The following is a 14,551-nucleotide window of genomic DNA, read 5'->3' as shown; positions in this document are numbered from 1 at the left end:
TGTCACGTTCGGTATCGTTTTGGTGCAGTGCGTCCCAAGACATCGGCGATAGAGGTGGTAGTTTGGACGGTGGCCCTTGATCGTCACGGCGGCTCAGTCGCTCGCCGTCGACGCGGGCGTGCCCCGCTTCGGCGCCTCGAACGTCGCCCAGTCCGCATCTCCCCCGGGACGCTGCGGCCGACCGGCGATACCGTCGTGCTCGCCGTCGGCACCGGCGCGCGTGCGGTGCAGGTGGACCTTGGCGATCATGTTGGCCGAGATCGGCGCGGTGATGAACAGGAACAGCGAGATCAGCAGCTCGTGCGCGGTCCAGATGCCGAGCCGCGCCTGGAAATGGACGACGGAGGCGAGCAGCAGCGCGCCCAGGCCCAGGGTCGTCGCCTTCGTGGGCCCGTGCAGTCGCTCCATCGTCGATGGCAAGCGCACGAGGCCCCAGCTGCCGATCAGGGCGAACCCGCCGCCCAGCACCAGCAGCGCGACGATGACGAGGTTGGCCAGCACGCTCATTCCACGATGTCCCCGCGCAGGATGAACTTGCAATAGGCGATGGTGCTCACGAAACCGACCATCGCCAGCAGCAACGCAGCCTCGAAATAGGAATCGGTGCCGCCGATCATGCCGATCAGGACGATGAGGGCGATCGCGTTGATGACCATCGTGTCCAGCGCAAGGATGCGGTCGCCCAGCGCGGGTCCGCGCAGAAGCCGCCAGAGGTTCAGCACCAGCGCGACCGCGATGCAGCCCGCCGCCAGGTGGAGAGCGATGCCGATCATGCGAAAATCCGTTGCAGGCGTGCTTCGTAGCGCATCTGGATGCGCGCGATCTCCGCCGCCTCGTCGGCGACGTCCAGCGCGTGGACCAACAGGAAGCGGCCGTCCGCCGATACATCCGACGATACCGTACCGGGCGTCAGGCTGATCGTGCCGGCCAGCATCGTGATGGCCTCCGGCGTGGTCAGCCGGATCGGTACCGTGAGCCAGCGCGAGCGCAGATCGCGGTTGCGGCGGAACAGGATCAGCCGCGCGACGTGGAAATTGGCGACGACGATGTCGAGGAGGACGATCGCCAGATAGCCGAGAAGGGCTCGGCGGAAGCGTATCCGGGGGCGGTCCGGCCAAAAGGGCTGGGTGAACTTCGGCAGGACCAGCGCGAAGACCGCCCCCAGCACGATCCCGCCGACCGTGACATCGTTCACCATCAGCAGCCAGACGGTCAGCAGCATCGCCGACAGCGCGGGATGGGGCAGCAGCCGCCTCATCGTGCCGTCCCCAGGACCGCGGCCACGTAGCGTTCCGGCGCCATGACCTGTGCGGCGGTGGCACGGGTCTGCGCCTCCGCCCAGCCTGCGCAGACGCTCAGCGCCCCCAGCAGCAGCAGCAGCAGCGCCGGCGCGATGAAGTCGGCGCGCGACCGGGGCACCACGGCCACGGCTTCGGCATCCGGCGCCGCCGTCTTCCAGAACAGGGAGGATCCGCTGCGCGAGAAGCCGACGACGCCGATCAGGGTCGTGCCGAGGATGGTCGACCAGATCGCGGGCCATCCGGGGCCGGCGAAGCTCGCGTCCAGGATCGACAGCTTGCCGACGAAGCCGGCGAGCGGCGGCAATCCCACGGTGCCGATCGCCGCGACGAGGTACGAGAGGCCCGCGGCATCCTGTCCGGCAAAGCGTGGGCTGGGTACCAGGGCGTCCGCATACTGGCCGCGCCGCCGCATCGTCGCGTCCGCGACCAGGAACAGCGCCGCGCCCGCGACGATCGCCTGCACCATGTAATAGAGCGCGGCGGCCAGCGCGGCCTCCCGCCACATCGACACGGGCATCAGCAGCGTGCCGGTCGATGCCAGTATCGCGAACGCCGCTTGCTCGCGCATTCCCCGCGCCACGAGCACGCCGACGAACCCGACGACGGCACCCAGGATCGCCGATGGGAGGAGCCAGGGCGCGGGCACCCACGCCGCCGCACCCGCGGTCGCGCCGAAGATCAGCGGGACGGTGCGGATCAGCGCATAGACGCCGACCTTGGTCATGATCGCGAACAGTGCGGCGACCACCGGCATCGTCGCGGCGTAGGTGCGCGGCAACCACAGGTGGAGCGGCACCGCCGCCGCCTTCAGCGCGAATACCGCCGTCAGCAACAGGCCCGCGATACGCAGCAGCCCCTGATCCTCCTCCCCGAGGGTGGCGACCCGCACCGCCAGATCCGCCATGTTGAGCGTGGCGGTAAGGCCGTAGAGCAGGCCGAGCGCGACCAGGAACAGCGCCGATCCGACGATATTGACGACCACATAGGCGACGCCCGCCTTCAGCCGCAGCGCACCCTGGCCATGCAGCATCAGGCCGTAGGACGCGATCAGCAGGACCTCGAAGAACACGAAGAGGTTGAACAGGTCGCCGGTCAGGAACGCGCCGTTGATGCCCAGAAGCTGGAAATGGAACAGCGCGTGGAAATGCCAGCCCTTGCGATCCGCGCCGGTGACGATCGCGTGCAGCAGCACCACCGCCGCCAGCGTCGCCGCCGCCAGCAGCATCGTCGCCGACAGCCGGTCGAGCACGAGCACGATCCCGAACGGCGCCGGCCATGCCCCCAGCGCATAGCTGCGGATCGCGTCGTCCTGCGTCACGCCGAACAGGGCGATCGCCGCGGCCAGCAGCGCGGCGCATCCTCCCAGCGACAGCAACCGGCCGATGTCGCGGTGACGGCGCATCAGCAGCATCGTCACCGGCGCGACGATCGCGGGCACGATCACGGGGGCGACCGGCAGATGATCGGACAGCGTCATGCTGCATCGTCCCGGTCGCCGTCGACCTGATCCGATCCGCTTTCGAGATAGCTGCGCAGCGACAGGATGATGGTGAGGGCGGTCATGCCGAAGGTGATGACGATCGCGGTCAGGACCAGCGCCTGGGGCAGGGGGTCGGCGTGCTCCGTCACGTCCGCGGACCAGAGCGGCGGGCGGTCGACGACCAGTCGGCCGATCGCAAACAGGAACAGATTGATCGCATACGACAGCAACGTCAGTCCCAGCACCACCTGAAAGGTACGTCCGCGCAGGGCAAGATAGATGCCGCCCGCCACCAGCATCGCGATGGCGGAGGCAACGAGGAACTCCAGCGTCATGCCGGTTCCCCGTCGTCGTCGTGCCGCGCCGCGCGCTGCGCGACATGCGCGAGCTGCGCCAGCGCCATCATCACCGCACCCACGACGACGCACGCGACGCCCAGGTCGAACAGCATCGCCGTCGCCAATTCGAACTCGCCGATCAGCGGCAGGTGGAAATGGCCGAAGCTGCTCGACAGGAAAGGCGCGCCGAACGGCAGCGCTCCGGCCCCCGTCGCGACCGCGATCAGGACCCCGGCCCCGATCAGGGCATGTTCGCCGAACTTGCGCCGTTCGTCGGTCCAGTCGAATCCCGAGGCCAGATATTGCAGCAGGATGGCGATCGAGAACACCAGCGCGGCGATGAAGCCGCCGCCCGGCTGGTTGTGACCGCGCAGAAAGATGTAGCTGCCGACCAGCAAGGCCAGCGGCAGCAGCAACCGGGTCGCCATCAGGAACATCATCGGATGCCGCTCGGGCGAATGCCGGTCGTCGGAACGCCACGTCCGCAGCCGCCGCCCCGCGGCACCGCGCGCCGCCGGTTCGAGCAGCGCGTAGATGGCAAGGCCCGCGATCCCCAGCACGATGATCTCGCCGAGCGTGTCGAACGCGCGGAAGTCCACCAGCGTGACGTTCACGACATTGGTCCCGCCCCCGCCGGTATAGCTGTTCTCCCAATGGAAGCGCGAGATCCCCGCACGTTCCGGCCGGGTCATGATCGCCCAGGCGAGCCAGCCCGTGCCGATCCCCCCGACCACCGCGATCGCGCCGTCGCGCACTCGCCGGGTGACGCCGGACAGGCGGGGAGGACCGCCCGGCAGCAGGTGGAGCGCCAGCAGCATCAGCAGGATCGTCACCACCTCCACCGCGATCTGCGTCAGGGCGAGGTCGGGCGCGGAGAGGTGGATGAACGCCAGGGCCATCACCAGCCCGATGACGCTGATGAAGATGAGGGCGAGATAGCGACGCCGGTCGACCGCCAGCACCGCCACCGTGGCCACGACCAGCGCTGCCCAGGCCACGATCGCCGCGGGTGAGGCGGGCGTCGTCGACCGCCCCCCGGCGGGCACGCCGAGGCGCCACCCCCGCCTCGACCCCGAGCGCGATCACGACGACGAGCAGGACCGCCAGATATCGTTGCAGCGACGCGGCGTGGAGCGCGTTCGACAGCCGACGCAGCCCCCCCACGGCCGCGGTCGTGCCGCGGTCGAACAGACGCCTGGCGTCGGGCGACGGCAGGCGGGCGACGCCGCGGGCAATGACGCGATGGCGCCACAGCAGCAGAACGGCGATCGCGACCGCCCCCAGGCTCATCGACAGCGCGGGGTTGACGCCGTGCCACAGCGCCAGATGCAGGTCCGGCCGTTCGCCGCCCGTCACCGCGGCGCTGGCCGCCGCGACCAGCGGCGCCGCCAGTGTCATCGGCAGCAGGCCGAGCGCGAGTGCCACCCCGCCGAGGATCGCCGGCGGACCGAGCAGCGTCGCGCCGGGATCGTGCGGCGCGGTCGTCTCGCCGGTCGCGCGGGGCCCGAAATGGAGCGCCACCGCATAGCGCAGCGAATAGGCCGCCGACAGCATCGCCGCGATCGTCGCCAGAACCGGCACCAGCAAAGACTGCCCGGCCCATATCGTCCCGGCGCTCTGCTCCAGCATCATCTCCTTGGAGATGAACCCGCCGAGCGGCGGCAGGCCCGCCATCGCCGCGGCCGCCAGGACCCCCAGGGTCGCGGTCAGCGGCATGATCGCCGCCAGACCGCCCAGGCGACGAAGGTCGCGGGTCCCGGTTTCGTGGTCGACGATGCCTGCGTGCATGAACAGCGCCGCCTTGAACGCGGCATGGTTCAGGATGTGGAAGATCGCTGCCGCGACCGCCGCGGCCGTGCCGAAGCCGAGCAGCATGACCGTCAACCCCAGCTGGCTGATCGTCGAATAGGCGAGGATCGCCTTGAGGTCGTAGCGAAACAGCGCGACGCCGGCGCCGAACAGCATCGTCACCAGCCCGACCGGCGCCACGACGGCGAACCACCAGTCGGTGCCCGAGAGCACCGGCCACAGCCGCGCGAGCAGGAACACCCCCGCCTTCACCATCGTCGCGGCGTGGAGATAGGCGCTCACCGGCGTGGGCGCCGCCATGGCGTGCGGCAGCCAGAAGTGGAACGGGAATTGCGCCGACTTCGTGAAGGCCCCGATCAGGATCAGGATCAGGATCGCGGGGTACAGCGGCGACGCCTGGATCAGGTCGCCGCGCGACAGGATGGTCGCCAGGTCGTAGCTGCCCGCCGCCTTGCCCAGCAGCATCAGACCCGCGATCAGCGCAAGCCCGCCGCCGCCGGTGACGGTCAGCGCCATCCGCGCGCCCTGTCGCGCGTCCGCCCGATCGCGCCAGAAGCCGATCAGCAGGAACGAGGCGAGGCTGGTCAATTCCCAGAATACGAGCATGAGCAGCACGTTGCCGGATACGGCGATGCCGACCATCGCGCCCTGGAAGAGCATCAGGAAGGACAGGAACCGCGCGGTCGGCTCTTCCTTGCCGAGATAACCCTGCGCATAGATCACCACGAGCAGCCCGATGCCGAGGATCAACCCTGCGAACAGCAGCGCCAGCGGGTCGAGCCAGAGGCTGAAATTGAGGCCCAGCGTCGGCATCCACGCGATGGTCGTTCGGGGGATCCGGCCGGCAAGAACCTCGCCCGCCTGCGACAGCAGGATCGCGAGGCCGCCCGCGCTGCCGATCGCGGCGAGCGACATATGAACGCCGCGGGATGCCCGCCGCATCGCCATCAGGGCGACGACCGTCAGGAACGGCAGGAGGATCAAGGCCAGCAACGACACGCCCGGTCCCCTAGACGACGTTGCGGGTCGAGACACATCGACGCGCGCCGCCCGATCCCGTCGCAACGGGGGTGTCGGCGCGCGTCAGGCGAGCGAGGGCGGTCGCAAGGGGTGGCACGGACAGGCGGATGCTCCAGGCGCAGGCGTTCCCACGCTGGCGGCCCGACCAACGCTTGAGAACCTGCCCGCACAGCCTGTCGCGAACACCCGTTCGTCGTATCGCAGACCGCCGGCGCGTTCACAACCCCGCCGTCCGCCCATGCCACCGGCGACGGCGGAATTGCGGGCGAGGGGGCTGCCGACCGAGCCGCCGGCGCGGTTCACCGGATCGCATATCCGATCCGCGGCAGGTGGATCGCGACCGTTCCCGCTTCGTCGCTCTCGCGCCTGATGGCGACGTGGTGGGGCGAGGATCCGATCAGGACCCCCGAAACCGGGTCGCGGCCGTAATCCGTCGCGGCGATGACGACGTTCCGCCCGGCCAGCGCCGCGTCGCGGTCGTCGATCTCGCCCGGCTGCGGGCTGGCCGCCCGCGCCGCGGCGATCGCCTCCGGGCGGGTGGCGGAGGAGCGGTCGCCGTGGCCGATCGCCGCGACGCGCTCCATCCACGCCGCCAGATGCGCCAGGTCCCCGAACGCCGAGGCCGCGGGCGGGTAGGACGCGCGGACGAACCACAGGTTGTAATAGGCATTGGCATCGATCAGTCCCGGCCGGTCGCCGGAAAGATAGGCGCGACCGTCGGCGAGCTGCTCGTCGATCAGCGCCGCATACGCACGCAGCTGCGCCGCCATATGCGGTACGGCGGCGCGCATCGCCGCGGGATCGAACGGCTGTCCGCTCATGGCTTCGCGATCCTTGATGAATTCGGCATCGACCGCGTCGCCCAGCCCGGCGAAGATGACGGTCACCGCCGCCTGGAACATGCCGCGGTCGGTCCATTGCGCCGCGGCGTGATCCATCCCCGCCGTACCTGTCGGGAAGAGCGTCGGCGTGGGATAGCGACGCTCCAGTTCACGGACGATCAGCACGCTGTCGCAATAGATGTCCGCCCCGATCTGCATCACCGGGATGCGCCGATACCCGCCGGTCAGCGCGATCAGATCGGGTTTGGGCATGATGACGGGCTGATCGACCGCACGCCACACCAGGCCCTTGATGCCGAGGCAGACGCGGACCTTCTCGGAGAAGGGCGAGGTGTCGTACTGGTGCAGCAGGATATCCAACCCGTATCTCCCATCATCCGGTCGCGGACGTGCGCGTCCGTGAAACCGCTCGCGCCATGGCGGCAGGGTGCCCGATCGCGTACGATATCATCGCGTCGCTGGGCAGGAAAAGATGATGTCGCCCCGACCTTTGGCGCCGACTTGTGCAGGAGCGCCGAATGCGGGACTACGCCGGATGCGGGACGACAGGGCGGGAGGGACATCGTGTCCGGTGTCATCATCGAGGGAGTGACGAAGCGCTTCGGCGATAGCGAGGTGCTGCATCGTACCGACCTGTCGATCGACGCGGGCGAGTTCGTCGTCATCGTCGGACCGTCGGGATGCGGGAAATCGACCCTGCTGCGGCTGATCGCGGGGCTGGAGCAACCCACCGCCGGGCGCATCGTGATCGCGGGTCGCGACGTCACCGATGTCGCGCCGGCCGAGCGCGGGCTGGCGATGGTGTTCCAGTCCTATGCGCTGTATCCGCACCTGACCGTCGCGGAGAACATCGCCTTTCCGTTGCGCGTCGCACGGCGACCCCGTGCCGAGGTCGCCGCGCGCGTGCGCGAGGTGGCCGCGGCGCTCGACCTGGAGGAGTTGCTCGACCGGCGCCCGCGCGCCCTGTCCGGCGGGCAGCGCCAGCGCGTGTCGATCGCCCGCGCGATTGTCCGCAGGCCGCAGGTGCTGCTGCTCGACGAGCCGCTATCCAATCTGGACGCGGCGCTGCGCGTACGGATGCGGCACGAATTCGCGCGGCTCCACGCGGCGCTGGGCGCGACGATGATCTACGTCACCCACGACCAGCTGGAGGCGATGACGCTGGCGAACCGCATCGTGGTGATGAACGAGGGACGGGTCGAGCAGGTCGGGACGCCGATCGACCTCTACGAGCGTCCCGCGACGCTCGCGGTGGCGCGGGCGATCGGGTCGCCGGGGATGAACCTGGTCGCCGGCCGGGTGCTGCGCACCGATGCGGACGGCGCGGTGATCCGGCTGCCGGGTGGCGCGGACGTTCCCGCCGCCGTGCGGGCGGAGGCGGGCGCGCCCGTCACGCTGGGGTTGCGCCCGGAACATCTGGTGCCGGCGCCGCGCGGCGTCGTGACGGGCGCGGTCGAGCTGTTCGAGCGGCTGGGGCCGCTGTCCTTCGCGCATCTGGGCACGCCGGGCGGCGCGCAGACGATGGTCGCGCAACTGCCCGCCGATCGCCGCGTCGTGCTGGGCGAGCCGCTGTCGTTCGACATCGCGCCGTCGCTGGTCCACGTCTTCGACGCCGCCGGCCGCGCGCTGCCCGCTATCCCTTGACGCTGCCGCCCAGCATGCCGGTCATGTAATACCGCTGCAACGCCAGGAAGATCGCCAGCACCGGCAGCGTCGTCACCACCGCCGCCGCCATCATCAGCTCCCCTTCCGCTGCATGTTCGCGCCCGATCGCGGCGATCGCGACGGGCAGCGTGTATCTGTCCTGATCGGTCAGGATGATGAGCGGCCACAGGAAGTCGTTCCAGCTGCCCAGGAACACGAACAGCGCCAGCGTGACGACGATCGGCGCCAGCAGCGGCAAGACGATCGTGGCAAAGATGCGCAGCTCGCCCGCCCCGTCCAGTCGCGCGGCGTCGATCATCTCGTCGGGGATCGCCAGCGTCGCCTGTCGCACGAACAGGACCGCGAAGATGCCCGCCAGCCCCGGAAGGATGACGCCGGCATAGCTGTTCACCAGCCCCAGCTCCCGGAAGATCAGGAACAGCGGCAGCATCGCCACCTGTCCCGGCACCACCAGGCTGACGATCAGCAGTCGCAGCAATCGCTCGCGCCCGGTGAAGCGCAGCTTGGCGAAGGCATAGCCGGCCGGCACCGTCAGCAACAGCGCGAGCAGCGTCGCCAGCGCCGCCACGGCCAGGCTGTTCCAGAGCGCGGGGAGAACGCGGTAGTCGAAGAAGGCGCCGTCGATCTCGCGCCGCACCAACAGCTCGTAGTAATTTTCCCACGACCAGCGCGACGGCCAGAACGGCGGCGGAAAGCTGCTCGCCTCGCCGCGCGGCATGAACGACACCGTCACCATCCATGCGAGCGGCAGCAGCGTCGCGAGCGTGAACAGCGCGACCAGCGTGTTGGCGACGACGCCGCGCACGAAACGGGGGCGCATCACAGCCATTCGTAGCGGCGCCCGATCCGTGCCTGCACCAGCGTGACCGCCAGGATCAGCAGGAACAGGATCAGCGCCACGGCGCTCGCCTGTCCCAGGTTCCACCATTTGAAGCCTTCGTCGAACATGAAGTACAGCACCGTCGTCGTACGTTGCGCCGGGCCGCCCTGCGTCATGACATAGGGTTCCGCGAACAATTGCAGGAAACCCGCCACGCTCATCACCGCGGCCAGCAACAGCGTCGGGCCGATCGCGGGCAGCGTGACGTGGCGAAACCGCTCCCATCGCGACGCCCCGTCCAGCCGCGCGGCTTCCATCAGGTCCTGCGGCACCGCCGACAGCGCGGCGGTGAAGACGATCATGTTGTAGCCGAAGATCTTCCACGTCACGAACAGCAGGATCGCGGGGATCGAGGCGTGCGGATCGCCCAGCCAGTCGACCGGCCCCGCCCCGACCCACGCCAGCGCGCGATTGATCAGCCCGAAGCGGGTGTTGAGCATATATTGCCACACCGTCGCGGTGGCGACGACGCTGGTGACATAGGGTGCGAACAGCGCGACACGCCACAACGGCTTCCACCGCACCGTCGCATCGTTCAGCAGCAGCGCGGCGGCGAGCGAGGTGCCGATCGCCATTGGTACGCCCAGCGCGGCGAACAGCGCGGTATTCGTCAGAGCGCGCCAGAACAGCGGGGTGTGGAACAAGGTGACGAAATTGCCCAGCCCGACGAAGCGCAGATGGGACCAGTCGGCCAGCGCGTAGATGCTGTAGTCGGTGACCCCCAGCGCCAGCGCGAGCAGCGTCGGCAGCAGGAAGACGAGCGCGATGATCGTGAGGACGGGCGCGACGAACAGCCAGGCGGCGCGCTCCTGCCGGGTCATGCGATCGCACCCGCATCGACCAGCTCGCGCCGCTTCGCGAGGATCGCATCGGCGCGCACGTTCATGGTCCGCATCGCCTCCGCCAGCGTTAGGTCGCCGCGGACCAGTCGTTCCGCGACCAGCTGCACCTCGATGCGGATCCGTTCCCATTCGGGGATCGCGGGGCCTGGGGCGGGTTGCAGCATCTGGGCGCGGAACGGGGCCAGCACGTCCGCCTGCATCTGCGGCGCGGTCCAGGCCGCCCGCCGCGCGGGCAGGCTGCCGATCAACCGCTGGAAGCGCAGCTCCGCCGGGACGTCGGTCATGTAGCGGATCAGCGCCCAGCCGTCGTTCGCGCGCGACGACCGTGCCGATAGCGCCAGCGTCGCGCTGATCCCGCTGCCGGGTGCCGGACCGCGCGGCCCCGCCATCCGCGCCACGCCCCAGCGATCGCGCGGCAGTTCGCCCGCGCGCCGCTTCAGGTCGAGCAGCATCGCGGGCGAGCGCGGGTAGATCGCAAACCGTCCCTGTGCGAAGGCCGCGAACGGATCCTGCAATTCGGTCGACAGCATCGGCGGCGCGAGGCGGTCGGCATAGAGCGATGCGTAGAAGCCGAGCGCGGCGGCGAACTCGGGCGCGTCGAAGTCGCCGCGCGTGTTGCGATCGCGCAGCATCCGTGCGCCGGTCTGCCCGGCGAAGGTGAAGAGCGCGTCCCACCAGTTGAGCGGCATCAGGAAGACCCATTCGTCGGGCCGCCGCCGCTTGAGCGCCCGTCCCATCGCCCGCCACGATGCCCAGTCGAGCGGCGGTGCGGCATAGCCCGCCGCCGCCAGCAGGTCGCGGCGATAGAATTGCGCCTGCGGCCCGACCGACCAGGGAACGGCGAAGTCGCGCCCGCCGACCCGGACCGCGTCGCGCAGCCCCGGGAACAGGTCGTCGACCAGCGCGGCGTCGGCGACGGGCGCGAGCGCGCCGATCGTCGCGAACTCGTTCACCCACCCCGCGGGCAGCATCATGACATCGGGCAGCGCGTCGCCCGCGAAGGCGGTCAGCAGCTTCTCGTGGCCGGCGGTCCAGGGCAGCGACTGCACCTCCACCGATACGCCGGTCGCGCGGGTGAAGGCGGGCATCAGCAGCGGCGAATAGTCGCCCTCGTAGCTCATCGCCCACAGCCTGAGCGGCGCGGGCGAGGCGGTGGCGCAGGACGCCAGCGCCATGGCCGCGCCCCCGCCCAGCACCGCGCCCCCGCCCAGCACAGCGCCCCCGCCTAGCACAGCGCGACGCGTCGGCCGGAAGGCGGGCGGATCGACGGCGATCATGCTTGGGTACGGTCGCGGATCACACCTCGTGTTGCCAGCATGCAACCAATGACGCCATGTCGTTTTCTGACAGAATAACAAAGAACAAGGCGGTCACCGTACCAACCGACCGCGCCAGAGGGGGAACAGGGATGCTGACGGCGATGATGGTGCGTACGGCGCTGCTGGCGGGCGCTGCGTGGGTCGTGACGGTGCCGATCCGCGCGGCGGCGCAACAGGAGGCGGCGCCGGCGGCGCAGACGGCCGCGTCCGAGGATATCGTCGTCACCGGATCACGCATCCGGCGCCCCGATTACGAGGCGCCCAACCCGATCGTGTCGGTGGACGCGGCGCGATTGCAGCAATCGGGCAACACCAACGTCACCGAGTTCCTGCGCCGTATTCCCGCGCTGACCAATTCGCAGGACGCGACACGCAGCGCCGGCAATTCGCAGGAGGGCCTGATCGGGCAGGCGGGGCTGAACCTGCTCGACCTGCGCGGGCTGGGCACCAACCGCACGCTGGTGCTGGTCAACGGCCGCCGTCACGTCGCCAGCCTGGTCAACACCGCCGCGGTCGATATCAACGCCATCCCGACCGACCTGATCGAGCGGGTCGACGTGCTGACCGGGTCGGCCTCAGCGATCTATGGCGCGGACGGCGTGTCGGGCGTGGTCAATTTCATCCTGAAGCGCGACTTCGACGGCGTCGCGGCGCGGGTTCAGGCGGGTATCTCGCAACGCGGCGACGCCGGAAACCGCTTCGCCTCGATCATCGCGGGCCGAAACTTCGCCGATGGCCGCGGCAATGTAACGCTGGGCTACGAATTCAATGCCGAGGATCCGCTCGCCAACGACGATCGCGCCTATCTCCGCTCGAACGAGCGCGTCTTCTTCGTCAACAACAACGCCTATGTCGCGGGCCAGCCGGGCTCGTTCGCCCGGATACCGCAGACCGACAATCGCTACGCCGGCAGCTATTTCATCGACGGCGTGGAATATCCGGGCGGCTCCTATGCCAATATCTTCAAGATCGGGGGGCGCTTCTACCGCGGAGACGGCCAGCCCTACACCTTCGGCACGCAGGATCGCACCTTCGACTATTCGCAGGGCGGCGACGACTCGCCCGTGGCGGGGTATATCGGCGACATCCTGCCGCTCACGCGCCGCCATGCGGTGAATGCGCTGGCGCATTTCGACGTCTCCGACGCGTTCAAGATCAGCCTGGAGGGCAAGTTCGTCGAGGTGACCGCGCGAACCTTCGGCAGCTATAGCGGCACGTACAGCGATCCGTTCGGCAGCTATGGCGCGCCGATCACGCTCGACAATCCGTTCATCCCCGCCGCCCTCCTGGCCGCCGCGCGCGAGGCGGGCGACACGACCCTCTTCATCAACCGCAACAACTTCGACCTGCCGCGTCGCGGCGAGGAGGATCGCCGCCGGACCTGGCGCGGGGTGGTCGATGTGGCAGGGCGGATCAGCGAACATGCCGGCTATGATGTCTCCTACACCTACGGGCGCACCGACGTACGCGCGACGAAGCTGAACGACCGTCTGGCCGACCGCTTCACCGCCGCGCTCGACGCGGTGCGCGACAGCGGCACCGGCCAGATCGTCTGCCGCTCCGCCGCGGCACGGGCGGCCGGGTGCCTGCCGGTCAACACCTTCGGCATCACGGTCGCCGATCCGCGGTCGTTCGGCTATTTCCTGTTCGATCCGGTCAGCGACGCGCGCATCGAGCAACATGTCGTCAACGCCACGCTGACCGGCGATTTCGGCGCGCTGTTCACCCTGCCCGGCGGCCCGGTGCAGTTCGCGGTAGGCGGCGAATATCGCCGCGAGTCGAGTCGCTTTCGCCCCGCGCAGTCGTTGCTGGACGGTGTCTTCTACCAGTTCGACGAGCCGGTGGTGCCGACGCCGAGCGACGGCAGCTTCGACGTGCGGGAGGTCTTCGGCGAGCTGAACGTGCCGCTGCTGCGCGACATGCCGTTCGCGCATTTGCTCTCCTTCGGCGCGGCGGGTCGCTATTCGGACTATTCGACGGTGGGCGGCACCAAGGCGTATCAGTTCAACGCGATCTGGGCGCCCGTCGCCGACATCAGCTTCCGCGGCTCCTACGGACAGTCGGTACGCGCGCCCAATATCGCGGAGGTGTTCCGCCCCGCGACCGGGCTGCAGGACTTCATCTCCGACCCCTGCTACGTGTCCGAACGCGGGCAGGGCAGCCAGTTCCGCGACGCCAATTGCCGCGCGCTCATCACCGCGGCGGGGGGCAATCCGGCGACCTTCAGCCAGGCGAGCAACCCGGACGGCAATGTCAGCATCGTGGGTATCGAGTCGGGCAATCGCAACCTGCGCGCGGAGGTGGCGCGGACATGGACCGCGGGCGTGGTGCTGCGCCCCGGCTTCCTGCCGCGGCTGCAGATCGGCGTCGACTGGTACGATATCCGGCTGCGTGACGCGATCAATCGCGCCACCCCGACCCAGCTCGCGCGGCTGTGCGTCGACCTGGCCTCGACCGACAATCCCTATTGCGCCGCCATCACCCGCAGACAGGGGACCGGCTATATCAGCGGCTATACCGTCTCGCCGCAGAACGTCGCCGCGTTCCGCACGTCGGGGCTGGAGGTGAACGCCAGCTACCTGGTCGACACCGCCGCGGCCGGGCGGTTCGACCTGCGCCTGGTCGGCGGATATCTCGCGACGCTGGAGCTGATCCCGCTGCCCGGTGCCGCGGTGATCGACAATCGCGACCAGCCGTTCCGGCCGGCCTACAACGCCACCTTCTCACCCACCTGGACGCTGGATGCGGTGACGATCGCCTACAATCTTCGCTGGCAGAGCGCGACGCGCCGCTTCACGCGGGTGGAAACCGACGGACGCCCGGATTTCGTCGATCCGCGCTACTTCCGCTTCAAGGCGCTGTGGCAGCACGATCTCCAGGTCGAGTGGCGCGCGGGCAAGGACTTCGCCTTCTATGTCGGCGCCACGAACCTGGGGGACCAGCGCCCCGATATCGGGTTCGAAACCAACGTGCCGATCTCCCCGGTCGGGCGGTATGTGTACGCTGGCGCACGCATCAATCTGGCCGGTGGACGATGAGGGCGCCACCGCCTTGC

12 protein-coding genes and 1 pseudogene are annotated in these 14,551 nt (G+C 69.4%); 2 read left to right on the top strand and 11 right to left on the bottom strand.

Annotation, left to right across the window (positions count from 1 at the left end; translation table 11 throughout):
* Positions 1-93: 93 nt before the first annotated feature.
* The 8 genes and pseudogenes from PGN23_RS18320 to PGN23_RS18285 form a co-directional block, all read right to left on the bottom strand.
* Positions 94-507 (bottom strand): Na+/H+ antiporter subunit G, encoded by a 414-nt coding sequence (locus PGN23_RS18320; protein ID WP_335304531.1) that lies wholly within the window; start codon positions 505-507, stop codon positions 94-96.
* Positions 504-773: a K+/H+ antiporter subunit F gene (locus PGN23_RS18315; RefSeq protein WP_335300735.1), complete on the bottom strand. Its 270-nt coding sequence runs from the start codon at positions 771-773 to the stop codon at positions 504-506. The genes PGN23_RS18320 and PGN23_RS18315 overlap by 4 nt, the downstream gene beginning before the upstream one ends.
* Positions 770-1,258, bottom strand: coding sequence for a Na+/H+ antiporter subunit E (locus PGN23_RS18310; protein WP_335304530.1), 489 nt, complete (start codon positions 1,256-1,258; stop codon positions 770-772). Before PGN23_RS18310 ends, PGN23_RS18315 begins: the two co-directional genes overlap by 4 nt.
* A complete protein-coding gene (locus tag PGN23_RS18305; RefSeq protein WP_335304529.1) occupies positions 1,255-2,778 on the bottom strand; it encodes a monovalent cation/H+ antiporter subunit D in 1,524 nt (507 codons plus the stop codon). Before PGN23_RS18305 ends, PGN23_RS18310 begins: the two co-directional genes overlap by 4 nt.
* Positions 2,775-3,116, bottom strand: coding sequence for a Na+/H+ antiporter subunit C (locus PGN23_RS18300; RefSeq protein ID WP_335304653.1), 342 nt, complete (start codon positions 3,114-3,116; stop codon positions 2,775-2,777). The genes PGN23_RS18305 and PGN23_RS18300 overlap by 4 nt, the downstream gene beginning before the upstream one ends.
* The gene (gene mbhE / locus PGN23_RS18295) at positions 3,113-4,117 is read right to left on the bottom strand and encodes a hydrogen gas-evolving membrane-bound hydrogenase subunit E (protein WP_335304652.1); all 1,005 of its coding nucleotides are present in this window, start codon (positions 4,115-4,117) and stop codon (positions 3,113-3,115) included. The genes PGN23_RS18300 and mbhE overlap by 4 nt, the downstream gene beginning before the upstream one ends.
* 664 nt (positions 4,118-4,781) lie before the next feature.
* Positions 4,782-5,741: pseudogene (locus tag PGN23_RS18290) on the bottom strand (proton-conducting transporter transmembrane domain-containing protein); the annotation flags it as partial.
* Positions 5,742-6,247: 506 nt separating this feature from the next.
* Complete coding sequence (locus PGN23_RS18285; RefSeq protein ID WP_335304528.1) at positions 6,248-7,150, bottom strand: glutathione S-transferase family protein; 903 nt, start codon at positions 7,148-7,150, stop codon at positions 6,248-6,250.
* A gap of 204 nt (positions 7,151-7,354) precedes the next feature.
* On the opposite strand from PGN23_RS18285, the gene PGN23_RS18280 reads away from it, so the two are divergent.
* On the top strand, positions 7,355-8,434 hold the full coding sequence (locus PGN23_RS18280) for an ABC transporter ATP-binding protein (protein WP_335304527.1): 1,080 nt from the start codon (positions 7,355-7,357) through the stop codon (positions 8,432-8,434).
* On the opposite strand, the gene PGN23_RS18275 is transcribed toward PGN23_RS18280, so the two are convergent.
* From PGN23_RS18275 to PGN23_RS18265, 3 genes are read right to left on the bottom strand one after another with little or no spacing between them, the layout of a single operon-like run.
* A complete protein-coding gene (locus PGN23_RS18275) occupies positions 8,424-9,275 on the bottom strand; it encodes a carbohydrate ABC transporter permease (protein ID WP_335304526.1) in 852 nt (283 codons plus the stop codon). The genes PGN23_RS18280 and PGN23_RS18275 overlap by 11 nt on opposite strands.
* Positions 9,275-10,156 (bottom strand): carbohydrate ABC transporter permease, encoded by an 882-nt coding sequence (locus tag PGN23_RS18270; protein WP_335304525.1) that lies wholly within the window; start codon positions 10,154-10,156, stop codon positions 9,275-9,277. Before PGN23_RS18270 ends, PGN23_RS18275 begins: the two co-directional genes overlap by 1 nt.
* The gene (locus PGN23_RS18265) at positions 10,153-11,454 is read right to left on the bottom strand and encodes an extracellular solute-binding protein (RefSeq protein WP_335304524.1); all 1,302 of its coding nucleotides are present in this window, start codon (positions 11,452-11,454) and stop codon (positions 10,153-10,155) included. The genes PGN23_RS18270 and PGN23_RS18265 overlap by 4 nt, the downstream gene beginning before the upstream one ends.
* Before the next feature lie 143 nt (positions 11,455-11,597).
* On the opposite strand from PGN23_RS18265, the gene PGN23_RS18260 reads away from it, so the two are divergent.
* Positions 11,598-14,534 carry a TonB-dependent receptor plug domain-containing protein gene (locus PGN23_RS18260; protein ID WP_335304523.1) on the top strand — a complete coding sequence of 979 codons (2,937 nt, stop codon included), beginning with the start codon at positions 11,598-11,600 and terminating at the stop codon, positions 14,532-14,534.
* The last annotated feature ends 17 nt before the right edge of the window (positions 14,535-14,551 follow it).

Origin of the sequence: Sphingomonas adhaesiva, assembly GCF_036946125.1 — a bacterium.
Lineage (GTDB): Bacteria > Pseudomonadota > Alphaproteobacteria > Sphingomonadales > Sphingomonadaceae > Sphingomonas > Sphingomonas adhaesiva_A.
This window is presented reverse-complemented; position numbering and strand designations above follow the sequence as displayed.

Coding starts and splice junctions, on each gene's coding strand:
- PGN23_RS18315 (WP_335300735.1), bottom strand. CDS start 773: ATGATCGGCATCGCTCTCCACCTGGCGGCGGGCTGCATCGCGGTCGCG.
- PGN23_RS18310 (WP_335304530.1), bottom strand. CDS start 1,258: ATGAGGCGGCTGCTGCCCCATCCCGCGCTGTCGGCGATGCTGCTGACC.
- PGN23_RS18300 (WP_335304653.1), bottom strand. CDS start 3,116: ATGACGCTGGAGTTCCTCGTTGCCTCCGCCATCGCGATGCTGGTGGCG.
- PGN23_RS18270 (WP_335304525.1), bottom strand. CDS start 10,156: ATGACCCGGCAGGAGCGCGCCGCCTGGCTGTTCGTCGCGCCCGTCCTC.
- PGN23_RS18260 (WP_335304523.1), top strand. CDS start 11,598: ATGATGGTGCGTACGGCGCTGCTGGCGGGCGCTGCGTGGGTCGTGACG.
- PGN23_RS18275 (WP_335304526.1), bottom strand. CDS start 9,275: ATGCGCCCCCGTTTCGTGCGCGGCGTCGTCGCCAACACGCTGGTCGCG.
- PGN23_RS18320 (WP_335304531.1), bottom strand. CDS start 507: ATGAGCGTGCTGGCCAACCTCGTCATCGTCGCGCTGCTGGTGCTGGGC.
- PGN23_RS18305 (WP_335304529.1), bottom strand. CDS start 2,778: ATGACGCTGTCCGATCATCTGCCGGTCGCCCCCGTGATCGTGCCCGCG.
- PGN23_RS18265 (WP_335304524.1), bottom strand. CDS start 11,454: ATGATCGCCGTCGATCCGCCCGCCTTCCGGCCGACGCGTCGCGCTGTG.